Source organism: Mycobacterium canetti CIPT 140010059, assembly GCF_000253375.1.
GTDB classification, from domain to species: domain Bacteria; phylum Actinomycetota; class Actinomycetes; order Mycobacteriales; family Mycobacteriaceae; genus Mycobacterium; species Mycobacterium tuberculosis.
Map to the genome: position 1 here is coordinate 815,693 of NC_015848.1, position 20,976 is coordinate 836,668.

Consider the following 20,976-nt stretch of genomic DNA (forward strand, 5'->3'; position numbering starts at 1 on the left):
GAGCAATGGCACGAAAGGGCATTCTCGGTACCAAGCTGGGTATGACGCAGGTATTCGACGAAAGCAACAGAGTAGTACCGGTGACCGTGGTCAAGGCCGGGCCCAACGTGGTAACCCGCATCCGCACGCCCGAACGCGACGGTTATAGCGCCGTGCAGCTGGCCTACGGCGAGATCAGCCCACGCAAGGTCAACAAGCCACTGACAGGTCAGTACACCGCCGCCGGCGTCAACCCACGCCGATACCTGGCGGAGCTGCGGCTGGACGACTCGGATGCCGCGACCGAGTACCAGGTTGGGCAAGAGTTGACCGCGGAGATCTTCGCCGATGGCAGCTACGTCGATGTGACGGGTACCTCCAAGGGCAAAGGTTTCGCCGGCACCATGAAGCGGCACGGCTTCCGCGGTCAGGGCGCCAGTCACGGTGCCCAGGCGGTGCACCGCCGTCCGGGCTCCATCGGCGGGTGTGCCACGCCGGCGCGGGTGTTCAAGGGCACCCGGATGGCCGGGCGGATGGGCAATGACCGGGTGACCGTTCTTAACCTTTTGGTGCATAAGGTCGATGCCGAGAACGGCGTGCTGCTGATCAAGGGTGCGGTTCCTGGCCGCACCGGTGGACTGGTCATGGTCCGCAGTGCGATCAAACGAGGTGAGAAGTGATGGCTGCGCAAGAGCAGAAGACACTCAAAATCGACGTCAAGACGCCGGCGGGCAAGGTCGACGGCGCTATCGAGCTGCCGGCCGAGCTGTTCGACGTCCCGGCCAACATCGCGCTGATGCACCAGGTGGTCACCGCCCAGCGGGCGGCGGCACGCCAGGGTACCCACTCGACGAAGACGCGCGGCGAGGTCAGTGGCGGTGGCCGCAAGCCCTACCGGCAGAAGGGGACCGGTCGTGCCCGGCAGGGCTCGACGCGGGCGCCGCAGTTCACCGGCGGTGGCGTGGTACACGGTCCCAAGCCGCGCGACTACAGCCAGCGCACACCCAAGAAGATGATCGCCGCGGCGCTGCGCGGGGCGCTGTCCGACCGGGCCCGCAACGGGCGTATCCACGCGGTCACCGAGCTAGTGGAAGGTCAAAACCCGTCGACCAAGAGCGCCAGGGCATTTCTGGCCAGCCTGACAGAACGTAAACAGGTGCTGGTGGTCATCGGGCGCAGCGACGAGGCCGGCGCGAAAAGCGTGCGCAATCTGCCGGGCGTGCACATCCTGGCGCCGGACCAGCTCAACACCTATGACGTGCTGCGTGCCGACGACGTGGTGTTCAGCGTTGAGGCGCTGAATGCCTATATCGCGGCCAACACCACGACGTCCGAGGAGGTTTCGGCCTGATGGCGACGCTCGCTGACCCCCGCGACATCATCCTGGCCCCGGTGATCTCGGAGAAATCCTATGGGTTGCTGGATGACAACGTGTACACGTTTTTGGTGCGCCCGGATTCCAACAAGACGCAGATCAAGATCGCCGTCGAGAAGATTTTTGCCGTCAAGGTCGCATCGGTGAACACCGCGAACCGGCAGGGCAAGCGTAAACGCACCCGGACCGGATACGGCAAGCGCAAGAGCACCAAGCGCGCCATCGTCACCCTGGCGCCGGGCAGCAAGCCGATCGACCTGTTCGGGGCACCGGCCTAGCCCGGCGACGATGCAGAGCGAAGCGATGAGGAGGAGCAGGGCAATGCGGCCTAGCCCGGCGACGATGCAGAGCGAAGCGATGAGGAGGAGCAGGGCAATGCGGCCTAGCCCGGCGACGATGCAGAGCGAAGCGATGAGGAGGAGCAGGGCAATGCGGCCTAGCCCGGCGACGATGCAGAGCGAAGCGATGAGGAGGAGCAGGGCAATGCGGCCTAGCCCGGCGACGATGCAGAGCGAAGCGATGAGGAGGAGCAGGGCAATGCGGCCTAGCCCGGCGACGATGCAGAGCGAAGCGATGAGGAGGAGCAGGGCAATGCGGCCTAGCCCGGCGACGAGAGCGTGAGAGAAAGACCTGATTAGACATGGCAATTCGCAAGTACAAGCCCACGACGCCTGGTCGTCGCGGCGCCAGCGTATCTGATTTCGCCGAGATCACCCGGTCAACCCCGGAGAAGTCGCTGGTGCGCCCGCTGCACGGTCGCGGTGGACGCAACGCGCATGGCCGGATTACCACCCGGCACAAAGGCGGCGGTCATAAGCGCGCTTACCGGATGATCGACTTTCGCCGCAATGACAAAGATGGTGTCAACGCCAAGGTCGCGCACATCGAGTACGACCCGAACCGTACCGCACGGATTGCGTTGCTCCACTATCTCGATGGGGAGAAGCGCTACATCATTGCGCCCAACGGACTTTCGCAAGGGGATGTGGTGGAATCCGGCGCTAACGCCGACATCAAGCCGGGCAACAACCTGCCATTGCGCAACATCCCGGCCGGTACCTTGATCCACGCCGTGGAGCTCCGCCCGGGAGGTGGCGCTAAGCTTGCGCGCTCGGCCGGGTCGAGCATCCAGCTGCTCGGCAAGGAGGCCAGCTACGCGTCGCTGCGTATGCCCAGCGGTGAGATCCGCCGGGTCGACGTCCGCTGCCGCGCGACCGTCGGCGAAGTGGGCAATGCCGAGCAGGCAAACATCAACTGGGGCAAGGCCGGTCGGATGCGGTGGAAGGGCAAGCGCCCGTCGGTCCGGGGCGTGGTGATGAACCCGGTCGACCACCCGCACGGCGGTGGTGAGGGTAAGACCTCCGGCGGCCGTCACCCGGTTAGCCCGTGGGGCAAGCCTGAGGGGCGTACCCGCAATGCGAACAAGTCGAGCAACAAGTTCATTGTCCGGCGCCGGCGCACCGGCAAGAAGCACTCGCGTTAGCCGCGCAATCAGATCTAGGGAGTTTCAGGAGTAGCCAACCATGCCACGCAGCCTGAAGAAGGGCCCGTTCGTCGACGAGCATCTGCTCAAGAAGGTCGATGTCCAGAACGAGAAGAACACCAAGCAGGTCATCAAGACCTGGTCGCGTCGGTCGACCATCATTCCGGACTTCATCGGCCATACCTTTGCGGTGCACGACGGCCGCAAGCACGTCCCCGTGTTCGTCACCGAATCGATGGTGGGCCACAAACTTGGTGAGTTCGCGCCGACACGCACCTTCAAGGGCCACATTAAAGACGACCGAAAGAGCAAGCGGCGATGACTGCGGCTACTAAGGCTACCGAGTATCCCTCGGCGGTCGCCAAGGCCCGATTTGTGCGGGTGTCGCCAAGAAAGGCGCGCCGGGTGATCGATCTGGTGCGTGGCAGGTCGGTGTCAGACGCGCTCGACATCCTGCGCTGGGCGCCGCAGGCCGCCAGCGGTCCGGTGGCCAAAGTGATCGCCAGTGCGGCGGCCAACGCGCAAAACAACGGCGGGCTGGACCCGGCAACCTTGGTGGTGGCCACCGTGTACGCCGACGAGGGACCGACCGCCAAGCGCATCCGTCCGCGCGCCCAGGGCCGCGCGTTCCGCATCCGCCGGCGCACTAGCCACATCACGGTGGTGGTGGAAAGCCGGCCGGCCAAAGATCAACGGTCGGCGAAATCGTCGCGGGCCCGCCGCACCGAGGCCAGCAAGGCCGCCAGCAAGGTCGGGGCTACGGCGCCGGCCAAGAAAGCGGCCGCCAAAGCGCCCGCCAAGAAGGCACCCGCCAGTTCCGGCGTTAAGAAGACACCCGCAAAGAAAGCGCCCGCCAAGAAGGCACCCGCCAAGGCTTCTGAGGCTTCTGCAGCGAAGGGAGGCTCAGACTAGTGGGCCAGAAGATCAATCCGCACGGCTTCCGGCTGGGCATCACCACCGACTGGAAGTCGCGCTGGTATGCCGACAAGCAATACGCCGAATATGTCAAGGAAGACGTAGCCATCCGGCGACTGCTGTCCAGCGGCCTGGAGCGAGCGGGGATCGCCGACGTGGAGATCGAGCGGACCCGTGACCGGGTCCGGGTGGACATCCACACCGCGCGTCCGGGCATCGTCATTGGTCGGCGTGGGACCGAGGCCGACCGGATTCGTGCCGACCTGGAAAAGCTGACCGGCAAGCAGGTCCAGCTCAACATCCTGGAGGTCAAAAACCCGGAGTCGCAAGCGCAATTGGTGGCTCAGGGGGTAGCCGAGCAGTTGAGCAACCGGGTGGCGTTCCGCCGCGCAATGCGCAAGGCGATCCAGTCGGCGATGCGTCAGCCCAACGTCAAGGGAATCCGGGTGCAGTGCTCGGGCCGCCTCGGCGGCGCGGAAATGAGCCGTTCGGAGTTCTACCGCGAGGGCCGCGTCCCGCTGCACACCTTGCGGGCAGATATCGACTACGGCCTATACGAGGCCAAGACCACCTTCGGCCGGATCGGTGTGAAGGTGTGGATCTACAAGGGTGACATCGTGGGCGGCAAACGTGAATTGGCTGCCGCCGCGCCAGCGGGCGCCGACCGTCCGCGCCGTGAGCGGCCGTCGGGCACGCGCCCCCGTCGCAGCGGTGCTTCGGGCACCACGGCGACCGGTACCGACGCGGGTCGGGCCGCGGGTGGCGAAGAGGCCGCGCCTGACGCAGCAGCGCCCGTTGAAGCGCAGAGCACGGAGAGCTGAATCATGTTGATTCCCCGTAAGGTTAAACATCGCAAGCAGCACCATCCTCGCCAGCGGGGCATCGCCAGCGGCGGCACAACGGTGAACTTCGGCGACTACGGCATTCAGGCCCTTGAGCACGCCTATGTCACCAACCGGCAAATCGAAGCTGCGCGTATCGCCATCAACCGGCACATCAAGCGTGGCGGCAAGGTATGGATCAACATCTTCCCTGACCGCCCGCTGACTAAGAAGCCCGCCGAAACCCGCATGGGTTCGGGCAAGGGCTCGCCGGAGTGGTGGGTAGCCAACGTTAAGCCGGGCCGGGTGCTGTTCGAGCTCAGTTACCCCAATGAAGGTGTCGCCCGGGCCGCGCTCACCCGAGCGATCCACAAGCTGCCGATCAAGGCACGCATTATTACTCGAGAGGAGCAGTTCTGATGGCAGTGGGTGTCTCGCCTGGCGAACTGCGTGAGCTCACCGACGAGGAGCTGGCCGAGCGGTTGCGCGAGTCCAAGGAAGAGTTGTTCAACTTGCGTTTCCAGATGGCGACCGGCCAGCTCAACAATAACCGCCGGCTCCGCACGGTGCGTCAGGAAATCGCGCGCATCTACACCGTGCTGCGCGAACGAGAACTGGGTCTGGCGACTGGGCCCGATGGTAAGGAATCGTGATGGCAGAGGCTAAGACCGGCGCGAAGGCGGCGCCTAGGGTGGCTAAGGCCGCCAAGGCGGCCCCCAAGAAGGCCGCACCCAACGACGCTGAGGCCATAGGTGCGGCCAACGCGGCAAACGTTAAGGGGCTCAAGCACACTCCGCGTACTCCGAAGCCACGCGGCCGCCGCAAGACACGAATTGGCTATGTGGTGAGCGACAAAATGCAGAAGACCATTGTGGTGGAGCTGGAAGACCGCATGCGGCACCCGCTATACGGCAAGATCATCCGGACCACTAAGAAGGTCAAGGCACACGACGAAGACAGCGTTGCCGGCATTGGCGACCGTGTCTCGCTGATGGAGACGCGTCCCCTGTCGGCGACCAAGCGCTGGCGGCTCGTCGAGATCCTCGAGAAGGCTAAGTAAGCCTGACGAGCAGTCGCAAAAGCCCCCGACACGCGCGGCGTGCGGGGGCTTTTGCGACTGCTCGGCCAACCGGCGCGGCGTCAGTGCGGAAATCCTCAGCTGATTCCTACCCTGTGCGTGTAGTGTACACAACCGTTCATTAACTCTACGGGGAAGTGAGGCTGGCTTATGGCACCCGAGGCCACCGAGGCGTTCAACGGCACCATCGAGCTGGATATTCGTGATTCGGAGCCGGATTGGGGCCCATACGCAGCGCCGGTGGCACCGGAGCACTCACCAAACATCCTGTATCTGGTCTGGGACGACGTCGGCATCGCGACCTGGGACTGCTTTGGCGGCCTGGTCGATATGCCCGCGATGACGCGCATCGCCGAGCGTGGCGTGCGACTGTCGCAATTTCACACCACCGCACTGTGCTCGCCGACCCGGGCGTCGCTGCTGACCGGTCGCAACGCCACCACCGTAGGCATGGCTACCATCGAAGAGTTCACCGACGGGTTCCCCAACTGCAACGGGCGGATCCCGGCTGACACCGCGTTGCTCCCGGAGGTGCTGGCCGAACATGGCTACAACACCTACTGTGTGGGCAAGTGGCACCTGACGCCACTCGAGGAATCCAATATGGCGTCGACAAAGCGGCACTGGCCGACCTCGCGCGGGTTCGAACGGTTCTACGGATTCCTAGGCGGGGAGACCGACCAGTGGTATCCCGACCTGGTATACGACAACCACCCAGTGAGTCCTCCCGGCACACCCGAGGATGGGTACCACCTGTCGAAAGACATCGCCGACAAGACGATTGAGTTCATTCGTGATGCCAAGGTGATCGCGCCCGACAAGCCGTGGTTCAGCTACGTGTGCCCAGGCGCCGGGCATGCGCCGCACCACGTCTTCAAGGAATGGGCTGACAGATACGCCGGCCGATTCGACATGGGGTATGAGCGCTATCGCGAGATCGTGCTGGAAAGGCAGAAGGCGCTAGGGATCGTGCCACCCGACACCGAACTGTCGCCCATAAACCCTTATCTGGATGTGCCGGGGCCAAACGGCGAGACCTGGCCGCTGCAGGACACGGTGCGGCCGTGGGACTCGCTGAGCGATGAAGAAAAGAAGCTGTTTTGCCGGATGGCCGAGGTGTTCGCCGGCTTTCTGAGCTACACCGACGCCCAGATCGGACGGATCCTGGACTACCTCGAGGAATCCGGCCAGCTGGACAACACCATCATCGTGGTGATCTCCGACAACGGCGCCAGCGGCGAGGGCGGACCCAACGGATCGGTCAACGAAGGCAAGTTCTTCAACGGCTACATCGACACCGTCGCTGAAAGCATGAAGCTCTTCGACCACCTCGGTGGTCCGCAGACCTACAACCACTACCCGATCGGGTGGGCAATGGCCTTCAACACCCCCTACAAGCTGTTCAAGCGCTACGCCTCACATGAAGGCGGCATTGCCGACCCGGCAATCATCTCCTGGCCCAATGGTATTGCCGCACACGGTGAAATCCGCGACAACTACGTCAATGTCAGCGACATCACGCCCACCGTCTACGACCTGTTGGGCATGACACCGCCGGGGACCGTCAAGGGGATTCCACAGAAACCGATGGACGGCGTGAGCTTCATAGCGGCCCTTGCCGACCCGGCCGCCGACACCGGCAAGACCACCCAGTTCTACACCATGCTGGGCACCCGCGGGATCTGGCATGAAGGTTGGTTCGCCAACACCATTCACGCGGCCACGCCCGCCGGCTGGTCGAATTTCAACGCTGACCGCTGGGAACTGTTCCACATCGCAGCAGACCGCAGCCAGTGCCACGACCTGGCCGCCGAGCATCCCGACAAACTTGAGGAGCTCAAGGCGCTGTGGTTCTCCGAAGCCGCCAAGTACAACGGGCTGCCGCTGGCCGACCTGAACCTCCTGGAAACGATGACTCGGTCGCGGCCTTACCTGGTCAGCGAACGAGCCAGCTACGTCTACTATCCCGACTGCGCTGACGTCGGCATCGGCGCGGCCGTAGAGATTCGCGGGCGCTCGTTCGCCGTGCTGGCCGATGTGACCATCGATACCACCGGCGCCGAGGGCGTGCTGTTTAAGCACGGCGGCGCCCATGGCGGGCACGTGCTGTTCGTCCGGGACGGACGCTTGCACTACGTCTACAACTTCCTCGGTGAGCGCCAGCAGCTGGTCAGCTCGTCGGGTCCGGTCCCGTCGGGAAGACATCTACTCGGGGTTCGTTATTTGCGGACCGGAACCGTGCCCAACAGTCACACGCCGGTGGGCGATCTTGAGCTGTTCTTCGACGAGAACCTGGTCGGCGCCCTGACCAATGTGCTGACCCACCCCGGAACGTTCGGGTTGGCCGGCGCCGCTATCAGCGTCGGCCGCAACGGCGGTTCGGCTGTGTCCAGCCAGTACAAAGCGCCGTTCGCGTTCACCGGCGGTATCATCACCCAGGTCACCGTCGACGTGTCAGGCCGACCGTTCGAAGATGTGGAATCCGATCTTGCGCTTGCTTTTTCGCGTGACTGAGCGGTCTGCTGTGACGCGGGACGGCGTGGTCGGCATACGCTGAAGTCGTGCTGACCGAGTTGGTTGACCTGCCCGGCGGATCGTTCCGCATGGGCTCGACGAGCTTCTACCCCGAAGAAGCGCCGATTCATACCGTGACCGTGCGCGCCTTTGCGGTAGAGCGACACCCGGTGACCAACGCGCAATTTGCCGAATTCGTCTCCGCGACAGGCTATGTGACGGTTGCAGAACAACCCCTTGACCCCGGGCTCTACCCAGGAGTGGACGCAGCAGACCTGTGTCCCGGTGCGATGGTGTTTTGTCCGACGGCGGGGCCGGTCGACCTGCGTGACTGGCGGCAATGGTGGGACTGGGTACCTGGCGCCTGCTGGCGGCATCCGTTTGGCCGGGACAGCGATATCGCCGGCCGAGCCGGCCACCCGGTCGTACAGGTGGCCTATCCGGACGCCGTGGCCTACGCACGATGGGCCGGGCGACGCCTACCGACCGAGGCCGAGTGGGAGTACGCGGCCCGTGGCGGAACCACGGCACCCTATGCGTGGGGCGACCAGGAGAAGCCGGGGGGCATGCTCATGGCGAACACCTGGCAGGGCCGGTTTCCGTACCGCAACGACGGTGCATTGGGCTGGGTGGGAACCTCCCCGGTGGGAACGTTTCCGGCCAACGGGTTTGGCCTGCTCGACATGATCGGAAACGTCTGGGAGTGGACCACCACCGAGTTCTATCCACACCATCGCATCGATCCACCCTCGACGGCCTGCTGCGCGCCGGTCAAGCTCGCTACAGCCGCCGACCCGACGATCAGCCAGACCCTCAAGGGCGGCTCGCACCTGTGCGCGCCGGAGTACTGCCACCGCTACCGCCCGGCGGCGCGCTCGCCGCAGTCACAGGACACCGCGACCACCCATATCGGGTTCCGGTGCGTGGCCGACCCGGTGTCCGGGTAGTGCCAACTTCGCATGAAGAACTGCACACCCAGCAGGGCGTCAGTCGGCGCGACGAGTCACTGCCGGGGGGCTACGTATGAATTCGACCACCGAAGCAGGCCTGGCTGGGCGTGAGCGCGCGCAGTTGTACGGCCCCAACGGCGTGTCGGTGTACAAACACGCACCCTCGCGGGTCCGGTTGATCCAAAAAGCCAAGCCTCTCAAACCAGTTGCTCGCCAGCAATGACGCCGGTTGCTACCATCTGACTCCGTGTCGCTTCCCGGGGCAGGACTGGGGCAGTGGGTTATCCGGTGATGACCGATGGCCGGTAGCGACCCACCAACAGGTGGGCCAGCGTCGCAGGCGGGTTCAGACGCGGGAGCCTCGCCAGAACACAAACACATGTCGCGGCGAAAGCACCTCGTGCTCGATGTCTGCATCATCCTGGGTGTTCTCATTGCCTACGTCTTTTCGCTGCTCGGCTACGACTGGTTGGCCCACACACCGGGTCCGCTTCCGCAGCCGGACGTGGGCACGACTGACGACACCGTGGTTTTGATCCGCTTCGAGGAGCTGCACACTGTGGCAAATCGCCTCGATGTGAAAGTGCTGGTGCTGCCCGACGATTCGATGATCGACCATCGCCTCGAAGTGTTGACTACCGACACCTCGGTGCGGTTGTATCCGGAGAACGAACTCGGAGATTTGCAGTACCCGGTAGGAAAGCTGCCCGCGCAAGTAGCGACCACGATCGAGGCGCACGGCAACCCGGGCGCCTGGCCATTCGATACATACACCACCGATACGGTCCAGGCCGATGTGCTCGTCGGCGCTGGCGACAACCGTCAATACGTACCCGCCCGGGTCGAAGTGACCGGATCGCTGGAAGGCTGGGACATCAGCGTCGTCCGCGTCGGGGAAAGCAGCCAAACCTCTGATCGCCCGGACAATGTCATCATCACCCTGAAGAGGGCCAAGGGTCCGCTGGTCTTCGACCTGGGCATCTGCCTGGTGCTGATCACATTGCCGACGTTGGCCTTGTTTGTGGCCATCCAGATGATTACCGGCCGCAGAAAATTCCAACCACCGTTCGGCACCTGGTACGCCGCGATGTTGTTCGCTGTCGTGCCGCTGCGCACTATTCTCCCGGGCTCGCCGCCGGCGGGTGCGTGGATTGACCGGGCCGTTGTGATCTGGGTGCTCATAGCGCTGGCGGCGGCGATGGTGGTGTACATCGTCGCCTGGTACCGAGAATCGGACTAAGGCGGGCGTCAGATGGCTTCTGTCGACGCGTCCGGAGGGTTTCCGCTGGATTTCATAAACAGGCGCTAGCGCGGTGTCCAACGATACGATTGGGGTCCATGCGGCCCGACGAGATCGGCTCGATGCGGGCCGGCCTGGCGGCTGCTGCGCGGTGAACTCAATCGCGTTGACGCCGGATCAGCTATCCGATGATTCAGGCGGAGATCTCGACGATCGTGGGCGCTACCGCCAACCCGGTATCCGGGTAGATCGTGATCGACATGGGTTGATCTGCCCTGGTGGGGCGGACTCACATTAGCGAAATTTTGCGCTGAGTAGGTCGTCCCCTAAACTTCAGGGGTTGCCGTGAGCAGACCTCGGCCGGCGCGCATAAGCTTTGCTTGGTCGGCCCCGCGTGCCCGTCGGCGACAAAGACCGCGCACGTCAGGGATGGTCCCGGCTGGCTCCTCCTGCCGTGCACACGTCAACCAGGTCAGGAGATCCAGTGATTCAGCAGGAATCGCGGCTGAAGGTCGCCGACAACACCGGCGCCAAGGAGATCTTGTGCATCCGGGTGCTGGGCGGTTCTTCGCGACGCTACGCCGGCATCGGTGACGTCATCGTCGCCACCGTGAAGGACGCCATTCCGGGCGGCAACGTTAAGCGGGGGGATGTCGTCAAGGCCGTCGTGGTGCGCACAGTCAAGGAACGCCGGCGTCCCGACGGCAGCTACATCAAGTTCGACGAGAACGCCGCGGTGATCATCAAGCCCGACAACGACCCGCGCGGCACCCGCATTTTTGGACCGGTCGGTCGCGAGCTGCGGGAGAAGCGGTTTATGAAGATCATTTCGCTGGCCCCGGAGGTGTTGTAGATGAAGGTCCACAAAGGCGACACCGTGCTGGTGATTTCGGGCAAAGATAAAGGGGCCAAGGGCAAAGTCTTGCAGGCGTATCCGGACCGCAACCGGGTATTGGTCGAGGGTGTCAACCGGATCAAGAAGCACACCGCGATCTCGACCACCCAGCGGGGCGCGCGTTCGGGTGGGATCGTCACCCAGGAAGCGCCGATCCATGTCTCCAACGTGATGGTGGTTGACTCCGACGGCAAGCCCACCCGAATCGGCTATCGGGTCGACGAGGAGACCGGCAAGCGCGTCCGTATCTCCAAGCGCAACGGCAAGGACATTTGATGACCACTGCACAGAAGGTTCAGCCGCGCCTCAAGGAGCGCTACCGCAGTGAGATTCGGGATGCGCTGCGCAAGCAGTTCGGCTACGGCAATGTCATGCAGATCCCGACGGTGACGAAGGTCGTCGTCAACATGGGTGTCGGCGAGGCCGCCCGGGACGCCAAGTTGATCAACGGAGCGGTCAACGATTTGGCGCTGATCACCGGGCAGAAGCCGGAAGTCCGCCGGGCGCGCAAGTCCATCGCGCAGTTCAAATTGCGTGAGGGCATGCCGGTGGGCGTCCGAGTCACGCTGCGCGGTGACCGGATGTGGGAGTTCCTTGACCGGCTCACGTCGATCGCACTGCCACGCATCCGTGACTTCCGTGGGCTTTCGCCCAAACAGTTCGACGGTGTGGGCAACTACACCTTCGGGCTGGCCGAGCAGGCGGTATTCCACGAGGTCGACGTGGACAAGATTGACCGGGTCCGTGGCATGGACATCAACGTCGTCACTTCCGCGGCGACCGACGACGAAGGCCGAGCGCTGTTGCGGGCCCTCGGCTTTCCCTTCAAGGAGAACTGAGCAGATGGCGAAGAAGGCACTGGTCAACAAGGCCGCAGGCAAACCGAGGTTTGCCGTGCGCGCCTACACCCGTTGCAGCAAGTGCGGCCGCCCGCGTGCGGTCTACCGCAAGTTCGGGCTGTGCAGGATTTGCCTGCGCGAGATGGCGCACGCGGGTGAGTTGCCCGGCGTGCAGAAGAGCAGCTGGTAACGGGACACGGGGACTAGAACATATGACCGCGCTGACGACGATGCAGTGGGGGTACCCCCAGACGCGCAGCGGCGAGGGGGCCGCAAGCGATGAGGAGGAGTAGCGCTCAATGACCGCGCTGACGACGATGCAGTGGGGGTACCCCCAGACGCGCAGCGGCGAGGGGGCCGCAAGCGATGAGGAGGAGTAGCGCTCAATGACGATGACGGACCCGATCGCAGACTTTTTGACCCGTCTGCGTAACGCCAACTCGGCGTATCACGACGAGGTCAGCTTGCCGCACTCCAAGCTCAAGGCCAACATCGCGCAGATTCTCAAGAACGAGGGGTACATCAGCGACTTCCGAACCGAGGACGCTCGGGTCGGTAAATCGCTGGTTATCCAGCTCAAGTACGGCCCTAGCCGGGAGCGCAGCATCGCCGGGTTGCGGCGGGTGTCCAAGCCCGGCCTACGGGTGTACGCGAAATCCACCAATCTGCCGCGGGTGCTCGGCGGCCTGGGCGTGGCGATCATCTCGACCTCCTCGGGCCTGCTCACTGACCGGCAGGCAGCCAGACAGGGCGTGGGCGGCGAAGTCCTCGCATATGTCTGGTGAGAGTGTGGTGAGAGGAAGCAACCATGTCGCGTATTGGTAAGCAGCCGATTCCGGTGCCCGCCGGGGTCGACGTCACGATCGAGGGACAGAGCATCTCGGTTAAGGGGCCCAAGGGCACCCTAGGACTGACGGTCGCCGAGCCAATCAAAGTGGCACGCAATGACGACGGCGCTATCGTGGTCACCCGTCCCGACGATGAGCGGCGTAATCGCTCCTTACACGGGCTGTCCCGTACCCTGGTGTCCAACCTGGTCACTGGCGTGACGCAGGGGTACACCACCAAGATGGAGATCTTCGGGGTCGGCTACCGGGTGCAGCTCAAGGGCTCCAATCTGGAGTTTGCGCTGGGGTACAGCCACCCGGTGGTGATCGAGGCTCCCGAAGGAATCACGTTTGCCGTCCAGGCACCGACGAAGTTCACCGTTTCCGGGATCGACAAACAAAAAGTCGGCCAGATCGCCGCGAATATCCGCCGTCTTCGCCGTCCCGATCCGTACAAGGGCAAGGGCGTGCGCTACGAGGGCGAGCAGATCCGCCGCAAGGTCGGAAAGACAGGTAAGTAGCCATGGCGCAATCAGTTTCCGCGACTCGACGAATCTCCCGCCTGCGCCGGCACACGCGGCTGCGGAAGAAGCTCTCGGGCACCGCGGAGCGCCCGCGGCTGGTGGTGCATCGGTCCGCGCGGCACATCCACGTGCAACTGGTGAACGACCTCAACGGCACCACCGTGGCCGCCGCTTCGTCGATCGAGGCCGACGTGCGCGGCGTGCCGGGTGACAAAAAGGCCCGCAGTGTGCGGGTCGGCCAGTTGATCGCCGAGCGGGCCAAAGCCGCCGGCATCGACACCGTGGTATTCGACCGCGGCGGGTATACCTACGGCGGACGAATCGCCGCGCTGGCCGACGCCGCACGCGAGAACGGATTGAGTTTCTGATGAACGGGAGGACCGCATAATGGCGGAGCAGCCGGCCGGACAGGCAGGCACTACCGACAACCGTGACGCACGGGGTGATCGGGAGGGCCGGCGCCGCGACAGCGGCCGCGGCAGTCGTGAACGGGATGGCGAGAAGAGCAACTATCTAGAGCGGGTCGTCGCCATCAACCGCGTCTCCAAGGTGGTCAAGGGTGGTCGGCGCTTCAGCTTCACCGCTTTGGTCATCGTGGGCGACGGTAACGGGATGGTCGGTGTCGGCTACGGCAAGGCCAAGGAAGTCCCGGCCGCGATCGCCAAGGGCGTCGAAGAGGCGCGCAAAAGCTTCTTCCGGGTACCGCTGATCGGCGGCACCATCACGCACCCGGTGCAGGGCGAGGCGGCCGCCGGTGTGGTGTTGTTACGCCCGGCTAGCCCGGGTACCGGTGTGATCGCCGGTGGTGCGGCCCGTGCGGTGCTGGAATGTGCTGGGGTGCACGACATCCTGGCCAAGTCGCTGGGCAGTGACAACGCGATCAATGTGGTGCACGCCACGGTGGCCGCACTCAAGCTGCTGCAGCGTCCGGAGGAGGTGGCGGCGCGCCGCGGTTTGCCGATAGAGGACGTCGCCCCGGCCGGCATGCTGAAGGCGCGTCGGAAAAGTGAAGCGCTGGCCGCCAGCGTTTTGCCGGATAGAACGATATAGCCATGTCACAGCTGAAGATCACCCAGGTGCGCAGCACCATCGGAGCACGCTGGAAGCAGCGCGAGAGCCTGCGCACTCTGGGCTTAAGAAGGATTCGTCATTCGGTGATCCGCGAAGACAACGCAGCGACTCGCGGACTGATCGCGGTGGTGCGTCACCTCGTGGAGGTTGAGCCCGCGCAGACCGGAGGGAAGACATAGTGACGCTCAAGCTGCACGACCTGCGCCCCGCGCGCGGGTCCAAGACCCCCCGTACCCGAAGCGGTCGAGGTGACGGCTCCAAGGGCAAGACGGCCGGCCGTGGCACCAAGGGAACCAGGGCCCGCAAGCAGGTGCCGGTGACCTTCGAGGGCGGGCAGATGCCGATCCACATGCGGCTGCCCAAGCTCAAGGGCTTCCGTAACCGGTTTCGCACCGAATACGAAATTGTCAACGTCGGCGACATCAACCGGCTGTTTCCGCAGGGTGGTGCCGTCGGCGTGGACGACCTGGTGGCCAAGGGGGCCGTCCGCAAGAACGCTCTGGTCAAGGTGTTGGGTGACGGCAAGCTGACCGCCAAGGTCGACGTGTCCGCGCACAAGTTCAGCGGCAGCGCGCGCGCGAAGATCACCGCCGCGGGCGGTTCAGCCACCGAGCTCTAGTTCGGGCGAGCAGACGCAAAATGCCCCCGAAATGCCCATTTTCGGGGGCTTTGGCGTCTGCTCGCGGGCCCTTGGCGGCCGGTGGGTACGCTGGGTGAATATGGTTGCCTTTCTGCCTTCCATACCCGTTGTCGAGGACCTACGCGCCCTGGTCGGCCGGGTTGATACCGCCCGCCACCACGGTGTACCCAACGGCTGCGTGCTCGAATTCAACCTGCGGTCGGTGCCGCCGGAGACGACGGGCTTCGACCCTCTTACGGTGCTCACCGGGGGTGGGCGGCCGATGGCGCTGCGCGATGCGGTCGACTCGATCCACCGTGCCGCCGAGGACCCCCGGGTAGCCGGGCTGATAGCCCGCGTGCAGCTTCCGCCCTCGCCGGCGGGGGCGGTTCAGGAGCTGCGGGAGGCCATCGCGGCCTTCAGTGCGGTCAAGCCGTCGCTGGCCTGGGCCGAAACCTATCCGGGCACCCTGTCCTACTATCTGGCTTCGGCGTTCGGTGAGGTCTGGATGCAACCCTCGGGGAGTGTGGGGCTGGTCGGCTTCGCCACCAACGCCACATTCCTGCGCGACGCCCTGCACAAGGCGGGCATCGAAGCCCAGTTCGTCGCCCGGGGCGAATACAAGTCGGCGGCAAACCTTTTCACCGAGGATGGCTTCACAGACGCCCACCGCGAAGCGGTCACGCGGATGCTGGACAGTCTGCAGGACCAGGTGTGGCAGGCGGTCGCCAAGTCGCGCAATATCGGCGTCGATGCGCTTGATGAGCTGGCTGACCGGGCTCCGCTATTGCGGGACGACGCCGTGACTTGCGGTCTGATCGACCGGATCGGATTTCGCGACCAAGCCTACGCCCGTATGGCGGAATTGGTTGGTGTGGAAAAAGGTTCACCGGAATCCAGTGGCTCGCAAACAAGCCCAGACGAAAAGCCGCCGCGGATGTACCTGGCGCGCTACGCCAGTTCGGCCCGGCCACGGCTGACGCCCCCCGTCCCATCGATTCCCGGTCGCCGGTCCAAGCCGACGATCGCGGTGGTGACCCTGGAAGGCCCGATCGTCAACGGTCGTGGTGGGCCCCAGTTTCTGCCGCTCGGTCCGTCGAGCGCCGGCGGTGACACCATCGCGGCAGCGCTGCGGGAGGTGGCCGCCGACGATTCGGTGTCGGCGATAGTGCTGCGGGTCGACAGTCCGGGGGGCTCGGTCACCGCATCGGAGACTATCTGGCGTGAGGTGGCCAGGGCCCGCGACCGTGGCAAACCGGTGGTGGCGTCGATGGGTGCGGTCGCCGCCTCCGGTGGCTATTACGTGTCGATGGGTGCCGACGCCATCGTGGCCAACCCGGGCACCATCACCGGGTCGATCGGTGTGATCACCGGAAAGCTGGTGGTTCGGGATCTCAAGGACCGGTTGGGTGTCGGGTCGGATGCGGTGCGCACCAACGCTAATGCCGATGCCTGGTCGATCGACGCACCCTTCACCCCGGACCAGCAGGCCCATCGCGAGGCGGAGGCGGACTTGTTCTACAGCGACTTCGTGGAACGCGTCGCCGAGGGCCGCAAGATGACTACCGACGCCGTGGACGTCGTTGCGCGAGGCCGGGTCTGGACCGGTGCCGACGCTCTCGATCGCGGCCTGGTCGACGAACTCGGCGGCCTTCGAACCGCGGTGCGTCGCGCGAAGGTGCTAGCCGGACTAGATGAGGACACCGAGGTTCGCATAGTCAGTTATCCGGGGTCGTCACTCTGGGACATGGTGCGACCGCGTCCGTCGTCACGACCGGCAGCGGCATCGCTGCCGGATGCTATGGGTGCGCTGCTTGCCCGTTCGATCGTCGGCATCGTCGAGCAGGTGGAACAGACTCTCAGTGGTGCCAGCGTGTTGTGGCTGGGGGAGTCGCGCCTCTAGCCGTTCAAACCACCGCTGATGAAGATGATTTCGCCGAGCGGATCGTCGTCGTGCGGGGCGGGAACGGGCAAACCATTGCGCCTGAATAGGTCGGTCCGCACTGTGCCCTCAACGTCCCAGCCCTTGGCGCGCAGGTAGTCGACGACGTGGCTGCGTTCGCCGGAATACACCAGCGACGCCATGTCGATGTCCATGCCGTGCTTGCGAAACGAATCCGCCATTTCTCGTACCCGGACTGCGTCGAAATCCACAATGCCCGGGACAAATTCGGTAGCGATCGTGCTGCCCGCAACACTGAGTTCGGTGCTGTTGTCGAACAACCGGTCCTGGTCATCCGGCGGCAGGTAGATCAGCAGGCCTTCGGCCAACCATGCTGTCGGTGCCGTCGAGTCCAGGCCGGCAGCTTGCAGTGCCGCCGGCCAGTCCGCGCGCAAGTCGATGTACACCGTGCGCCGAATGGCGGTGGGCTTGGCGCCGATGCCGGCCAAGGTGGTTGTCTTGAAGTCGATCACCTGTGGTTGGTCGATCTCGTAGACCACGGTGCCGGCCGGCCACGCCAACCGATAGGCGCGCGCGTCCAACCCGGCTGCCAGGATCACCACTTGTCGCACTCCGCCGTCCGTGGCAGTGCGGAAGTAGTCGTCGAAGTACTTGGTGCGCACCGCTATCCCGTCGATCAGCGCCTGTGCCCGCCCCGGCGAAAGGTTCCCGGTCGTCGCGATATCGAGCTCGCCGTCGATCAACATGGTGAAGAAATCCAGCCCGACCGCGCGCACCAGCGGTTCGGCGAACGGGTCGTTGATCAAACCTCGTGGATCCTTGGTCGCCAACGCGCGTCCGGCAGCAACCATGGTCGCGGTAGCCCCGACGCTGGAGGCTAGATCCCAGTTGTCGTCGTGAGCGCGCGGCATCTCCGCCCTATGTCCGGGTCGCAGCGACGTAGTTCATTGTGCCGAGACGGCCGCTGCAGCGCTGAGGTCGGCCAGTGTACGCGACCGCCAACTCAGCCGGTAAGCCCCGGCGGCGGTGGAGCAGTCGTCGAAGCCTGGTGAGCATCACTGCGAGTCATCGTGTAGGCGGCCGATTTCGACAGTTCATTGACGGGGCAAGCGGTATGGCGCCACGAAGGTGCTGGCTTGCGGTGTGCCGGGTACTGTCTGTGTTTCCGTTGCAACCTGGCGCTGACATAGAAGAAATCAGGCAACGGCACTTCTTCGTCCTCGAACGGTTGAAATCCGTTGGCGGTCAGCAGGTCCTGGGATTTGATCTCGGTCAGCAGCCAACCATTGTCGGATAGGTACGAGGCGGGCTCGTTGCGGTCGCCGAAGTACACCAGCTCATTCATGTCTAGATCGAAACCGTATGCGCGCCAACGATTGGCGAGGATCGTCATGCGCTCCCTCATCCGTTCCTCATGATGCGGCTTGAAGTTGCGTATGCTCTCGGTTGCAAACCTGCTGTCCGGCACACTGAGCGCGGTGACATTGTCCAACAAGCGGTCCTGCGCTTCCGGCGGGAGGTAGCGGAGCAACCCTTCAGCGCTCCACGCGGTGGGCTGGGTCGGGTCGAATCCCGCCGCGCCCAACGCGGTGGGCCAATCCGCACGCAAATCGGCGGTGACCACGCGCCGGTCGGCGGTGGGCGTGGCGCCCAGTTCGGCGAGTGTGCGAGTTTTGAACTCCATGACTTGCGGTTGGTCGATCTCATACACCACGGTCTGGGCGGGCCAGGCCAGCCGGTATGCCCGGGAATCCAATCCTGAGGCCAGAATCACGACCTGCCTGATGCCCGCGCGTGTCGCATCCATGAAGAACTCGTCGAAGAACTTGGTGCGGACGGCATGGTGTTCGGCCATACGGACCATGGACGCATTCGGGCGTTCCGGATCGTCGATGTCTGAGGCCGTCAATTCCCCGCTCGCGAGCCGGGTCAGAACGTCCACCCCCACCGCCCGGACCAGCGGCTCAGCGAACTGATCGTTGATCAGTGGGTTGGCGGCGCGGGTCGCCATCGCGCGAGCCGCCGCAACCATCGTGGCGGTCGCCCCGACGCTGGATGCCAGATCCCAGGTGTCCCCTTCGCACCTGATGGAACCGGTGTATGTCATGCACGGCCTCTCTTCAAAAAGCGGGGATAATTCCTTAGTAAAGTTAACAACAGGCGACAAATTCCGCGACTTGGAAAGGCTGGCGCGATCGGCGGCGTCGGGGTGCCGCCATAGGGGGCGCACGTGGGGGTCCTGGCTGTTGAGCGTGAATACCGCGATGGGTTTTCGGCGTGTCGCGTGGTGCGATTCACTCTCGGTGCGGCTAGAGCGGATTCGCGCGCAGATAGCCGTAGACGCCCGTGAAGTTGCGGTTCACGTCCTCAGGAATTGGCACCGGTCCACCGAGAGCGCGGGCACCCCAAACGATTTGTGCGGTGCGCTCAACAAGGGCGGTGACGCGCAGCACCTGGTCGGGGCGGGGCCCCACGGCCACCAGGCCGTGGTTGGCGATCAGGGCGGCGGCGCGGCCCTCAAGCGCACGCACCGCGTTGCGGCCGACCTCGGGTGTACCGGACGCGGCGTACTCGGTGCAGCGAACGTCCCCGCCGCAGTAGATCGCGAACTCGTCGATGCAGGCGGGAATCGGCTCATGGGCGACGGCGAACATGGTCGCCCACACCGGGTGGCTGTGGATCACGCTGCCAATGTCGTCGAATGCGCGATAGCACGCCAGGTGTAGGTTTAGTTCGGTCGACGGCGACCGGCCGTCCTTGGCGTGCAGCACCGCACCGCCGGCGTCGACTAGCACCAGATCGTCGAGCAGCATCTCGGCGTAGTCGACCGAGGACGGCGTGATGACCACGTTGCCGTCCGAGCGCCTGGCTGAGATATTTCCGGCGGTCCCCTCGACCAGGCCCCGACGCAACATGTCCTTGGCGGCCGCCAGCACCGCGGATTCCGGGTCGTCAACGAAGTTCATGAGCCCAATACCTCCGGGTTGACGACATGGGCGGGCCTGTTGCCGGACAGCAGTGCGCCCAGGTCGTCGGCGACCATCCGCGCCTGCCGGGCCTCGGTGTTCCAGGTGGCCCCGCCGATGTGGGGGGTGAGGACGACATTGGGCATGCTCACCAAAGGGTGATCGGTCGGCAGCCATTCACCGGTGAAGTGGTCCAGGCCGGCGGCGGCCAGCTTGCCGCCACGCAGGGCGTCGACGAGCGCATCGGTGTCGTGCAGCTGGGACCGGGCGGTGTTGAGAAACACCGCACCGTCGCGCATGGCCGCGAACTGCTGGGCACCGATCATCCCGAGGGTGTCGTCGGTGACCGCCGCGTGCATGGAGACGATGTCAGCCTCGGCCAGCAGCTCGTCAAGGCTGTGGCCGGCGTCGTCGCGGTAAGGATCGTGCGCGATGACCCGCAGGCCCAGCCCGGACAGCCGCCAGCGCACCGCGCGACCGACGGCACCCAGGCCCACCAGCCCGGCAGTCAGCCCGGCGATTTCGGCACCGCGGAACCGCTGATAGGGGATGGTGCCGTCGCGAAAGATGTTGCCGGACCGCACATCTGCGTCCGCGGGAACCAGGTGCCGGGCGACGGCCAGCAACAGGGCCACCGTCATCTCGGCGACAGCGTCGGCGTTGCGAGCCGGGGTGTGCAGCACCGGTATGCCGGCCGCGGTGGCGCCGGGGATGTCGACGTTGCTGGGATCCCCGCGGGTGGCGGCGACCACCCGCAACCCCCGCTCGAACACCGGGCCACCGACCGAGTCACTTTCCACCACAAGAACATCGGCGGCGACGGCGGTGATCCGGTCAGCTAGCTGCTCGGCGCTGTAGATTCGCAGCGGTCGCTGATCGATCCACGGGTCGTATACCACGTCGGCTAGCCGCCGGAGCTGGGCGAACCCCGGTCCACGCAATGGAGCCGTCACCAGAGCACGCGGTCGAGGCGTCAC

28 protein-coding genes are annotated in these 20,976 nt (G+C 64.8%); 24 read left to right on the top strand and 4 right to left on the bottom strand.

Going from position 1 to position 20,976, the window contains the following annotated elements:
• The first annotated feature begins 5 nt into the window (after window positions 1-5).
• From rplC to sppA, 24 genes are all read left to right on the top strand, one after another.
• Window positions 6-659, top strand: coding sequence for a 50S ribosomal protein L3 (gene rplC / locus MCAN_RS03680; protein WP_003403579.1), 654 nt, complete (start codon window positions 6-8; stop codon window positions 657-659).
• Window positions 659-1,330, top strand: coding sequence for a 50S ribosomal protein L4 (gene rplD / locus MCAN_RS03685; RefSeq protein ID WP_014000367.1), 672 nt, complete (start codon window positions 659-661; stop codon window positions 1,328-1,330). Before rplC ends, rplD begins: the two co-directional genes overlap by 1 nt.
• Window positions 1,330-1,632 carry a 50S ribosomal protein L23 gene (rplW, locus tag MCAN_RS03690; RefSeq protein ID WP_014000368.1) on the top strand — a complete coding sequence of 101 codons (303 nt, stop codon included), beginning with the start codon at window positions 1,330-1,332 and terminating at the stop codon, window positions 1,630-1,632. Before rplD ends, rplW begins: the two co-directional genes overlap by 1 nt.
• 362 nt (window positions 1,633-1,994) lie before the next feature.
• A complete protein-coding gene (rplB, locus tag MCAN_RS03700) occupies window positions 1,995-2,837 on the top strand; it encodes a 50S ribosomal protein L2 (RefSeq protein WP_003403582.1) in 843 nt (280 codons plus the stop codon).
• A gap of 40 nt (window positions 2,838-2,877) precedes the next feature.
• Window positions 2,878-3,159: a 30S ribosomal protein S19 gene (gene rpsS, locus MCAN_RS03705; protein ID WP_003403584.1), complete on the top strand. Its 282-nt coding sequence runs from the start codon at window positions 2,878-2,880 to the stop codon at window positions 3,157-3,159.
• Window positions 3,156-3,749, top strand: coding sequence for a 50S ribosomal protein L22 (gene rplV / locus MCAN_RS03710; RefSeq protein ID WP_014000370.1), 594 nt, complete (start codon window positions 3,156-3,158; stop codon window positions 3,747-3,749). Before rpsS ends, rplV begins: the two co-directional genes overlap by 4 nt.
• On the top strand, window positions 3,749-4,573 hold the full coding sequence (gene rpsC, locus MCAN_RS03715; protein ID WP_003403590.1) for a 30S ribosomal protein S3: 825 nt from the start codon (window positions 3,749-3,751) through the stop codon (window positions 4,571-4,573). The genes rplV and rpsC overlap by 1 nt, the downstream gene beginning before the upstream one ends.
• A gap of 3 nt (window positions 4,574-4,576) precedes the next feature.
• Window positions 4,577-4,993 carry a 50S ribosomal protein L16 gene (rplP, locus tag MCAN_RS03720; RefSeq protein ID WP_014000371.1) on the top strand — a complete coding sequence of 139 codons (417 nt, stop codon included), beginning with the start codon at window positions 4,577-4,579 and terminating at the stop codon, window positions 4,991-4,993.
• Window positions 4,993-5,226, top strand: a complete 234-nt coding sequence (gene rpmC, locus MCAN_RS03725; protein WP_003403594.1) for a 50S ribosomal protein L29 — start codon at window positions 4,993-4,995, stop codon at window positions 5,224-5,226. Before rplP ends, rpmC begins: the two co-directional genes overlap by 1 nt.
• On the top strand, window positions 5,223-5,633 hold the full coding sequence (gene rpsQ / locus MCAN_RS03730) for a 30S ribosomal protein S17 (RefSeq protein WP_014000372.1): 411 nt from the start codon (window positions 5,223-5,225) through the stop codon (window positions 5,631-5,633). The genes rpmC and rpsQ overlap by 4 nt, the downstream gene beginning before the upstream one ends.
• Before the next feature lie 168 nt (window positions 5,634-5,801).
• Window positions 5,802-8,165, top strand: a complete 2,364-nt coding sequence (atsA, locus tag MCAN_RS03735) for an arylsulfatase AtsA (protein WP_014000373.1) — start codon at window positions 5,802-5,804, stop codon at window positions 8,163-8,165.
• 47 nt (window positions 8,166-8,212) lie between these two features.
• On the top strand, window positions 8,213-9,112 hold the full coding sequence (locus tag MCAN_RS03740; protein WP_014000374.1) for a formylglycine-generating enzyme family protein: 900 nt from the start codon (window positions 8,213-8,215) through the stop codon (window positions 9,110-9,112).
• A 301-nt stretch (window positions 9,113-9,413) separates the two neighbouring features.
• Window positions 9,414-10,355, top strand: a complete 942-nt coding sequence (locus MCAN_RS03745; protein ID WP_014000375.1) for a DUF4436 domain-containing protein — start codon at window positions 9,414-9,416, stop codon at window positions 10,353-10,355.
• Between the two features lie 484 nt (window positions 10,356-10,839).
• Window positions 10,840-11,208 (top strand): 50S ribosomal protein L14, encoded by a 369-nt coding sequence (rplN, locus tag MCAN_RS03750; protein ID WP_003403649.1) that lies wholly within the window; start codon window positions 10,840-10,842, stop codon window positions 11,206-11,208.
• On the top strand, window positions 11,209-11,526 hold the full coding sequence (rplX, locus tag MCAN_RS03755; protein WP_003403654.1) for a 50S ribosomal protein L24: 318 nt from the start codon (window positions 11,209-11,211) through the stop codon (window positions 11,524-11,526).
• The gene (rplE, locus tag MCAN_RS03760; RefSeq protein ID WP_003403660.1) at window positions 11,526-12,089 is read left to right on the top strand and encodes a 50S ribosomal protein L5; all 564 of its coding nucleotides are present in this window, start codon (window positions 11,526-11,528) and stop codon (window positions 12,087-12,089) included. The genes rplX and rplE overlap by 1 nt, the downstream gene beginning before the upstream one ends.
• A 4-nt stretch (window positions 12,090-12,093) precedes the next feature.
• On the top strand, window positions 12,094-12,279 hold the full coding sequence (locus tag MCAN_RS03765; protein WP_003403667.1) for a type Z 30S ribosomal protein S14: 186 nt from the start codon (window positions 12,094-12,096) through the stop codon (window positions 12,277-12,279).
• 196 nt (window positions 12,280-12,475) lie between these two features.
• Window positions 12,476-12,874, top strand: coding sequence for a 30S ribosomal protein S8 (gene rpsH, locus MCAN_RS03770; RefSeq protein ID WP_003403669.1), 399 nt, complete (start codon window positions 12,476-12,478; stop codon window positions 12,872-12,874).
• Between the two features lie 23 nt (window positions 12,875-12,897).
• Window positions 12,898-13,437 carry a 50S ribosomal protein L6 gene (rplF, locus tag MCAN_RS03775; RefSeq protein WP_003403673.1) on the top strand — a complete coding sequence of 180 codons (540 nt, stop codon included), beginning with the start codon at window positions 12,898-12,900 and terminating at the stop codon, window positions 13,435-13,437.
• Window positions 13,438-13,439: 2 nt separating this feature from the next.
• Window positions 13,440-13,808, top strand: coding sequence for a 50S ribosomal protein L18 (rplR, locus tag MCAN_RS03780; RefSeq protein ID WP_003403677.1), 369 nt, complete (start codon window positions 13,440-13,442; stop codon window positions 13,806-13,808).
• Window positions 13,809-13,827: 19 nt separating this feature from the next.
• Window positions 13,828-14,490 carry a 30S ribosomal protein S5 gene (rpsE, locus tag MCAN_RS03785; protein WP_003403680.1) on the top strand — a complete coding sequence of 221 codons (663 nt, stop codon included), beginning with the start codon at window positions 13,828-13,830 and terminating at the stop codon, window positions 14,488-14,490.
• 2 nt (window positions 14,491-14,492) lie between these two features.
• Complete coding sequence (gene rpmD, locus MCAN_RS03790) at window positions 14,493-14,690, top strand: 50S ribosomal protein L30 (protein WP_003403683.1); 198 nt, start codon at window positions 14,493-14,495, stop codon at window positions 14,688-14,690.
• Window positions 14,690-15,130, top strand: a complete 441-nt coding sequence (rplO, locus tag MCAN_RS03795; protein ID WP_014000376.1) for a 50S ribosomal protein L15 — start codon at window positions 14,690-14,692, stop codon at window positions 15,128-15,130. The genes rpmD and rplO overlap by 1 nt, the downstream gene beginning before the upstream one ends.
• A gap of 100 nt (window positions 15,131-15,230) precedes the next feature.
• On the top strand, window positions 15,231-17,033 hold the full coding sequence (gene sppA / locus MCAN_RS03800) for a signal peptide peptidase SppA (RefSeq protein ID WP_041180020.1): 1,803 nt from the start codon (window positions 15,231-15,233) through the stop codon (window positions 17,031-17,033).
• Here sppA and MCAN_RS03805 read toward each other — a convergent pair.
• From MCAN_RS03805 to serA, 4 genes are all read right to left on the bottom strand, one after another.
• The gene (locus MCAN_RS03805) at window positions 17,030-17,944 is read right to left on the bottom strand and encodes a class I SAM-dependent methyltransferase (protein WP_014000378.1); all 915 of its coding nucleotides are present in this window, start codon (window positions 17,942-17,944) and stop codon (window positions 17,030-17,032) included. The two genes, sppA and MCAN_RS03805, sit on opposite strands and share 4 nt — an antisense overlap.
• A gap of 92 nt (window positions 17,945-18,036) precedes the next feature.
• Window positions 18,037-19,140, bottom strand: a complete 1,104-nt coding sequence (locus MCAN_RS03810) for a class I SAM-dependent methyltransferase (RefSeq protein WP_003403691.1) — start codon at window positions 19,138-19,140, stop codon at window positions 18,037-18,039.
• A 202-nt stretch (window positions 19,141-19,342) separates the two neighbouring features.
• Window positions 19,343-19,999, bottom strand: a complete 657-nt coding sequence (locus tag MCAN_RS03815; RefSeq protein WP_014000379.1) for an L-fuculose-phosphate aldolase — start codon at window positions 19,997-19,999, stop codon at window positions 19,343-19,345.
• The gene (gene serA, locus MCAN_RS03820) at window positions 19,996-20,976 is read right to left on the bottom strand and encodes a D-3-phosphoglycerate dehydrogenase SerA (RefSeq protein WP_014000380.1); all 981 of its coding nucleotides are present in this window, start codon (window positions 20,974-20,976) and stop codon (window positions 19,996-19,998) included. Before serA ends, MCAN_RS03815 begins: the two co-directional genes overlap by 4 nt.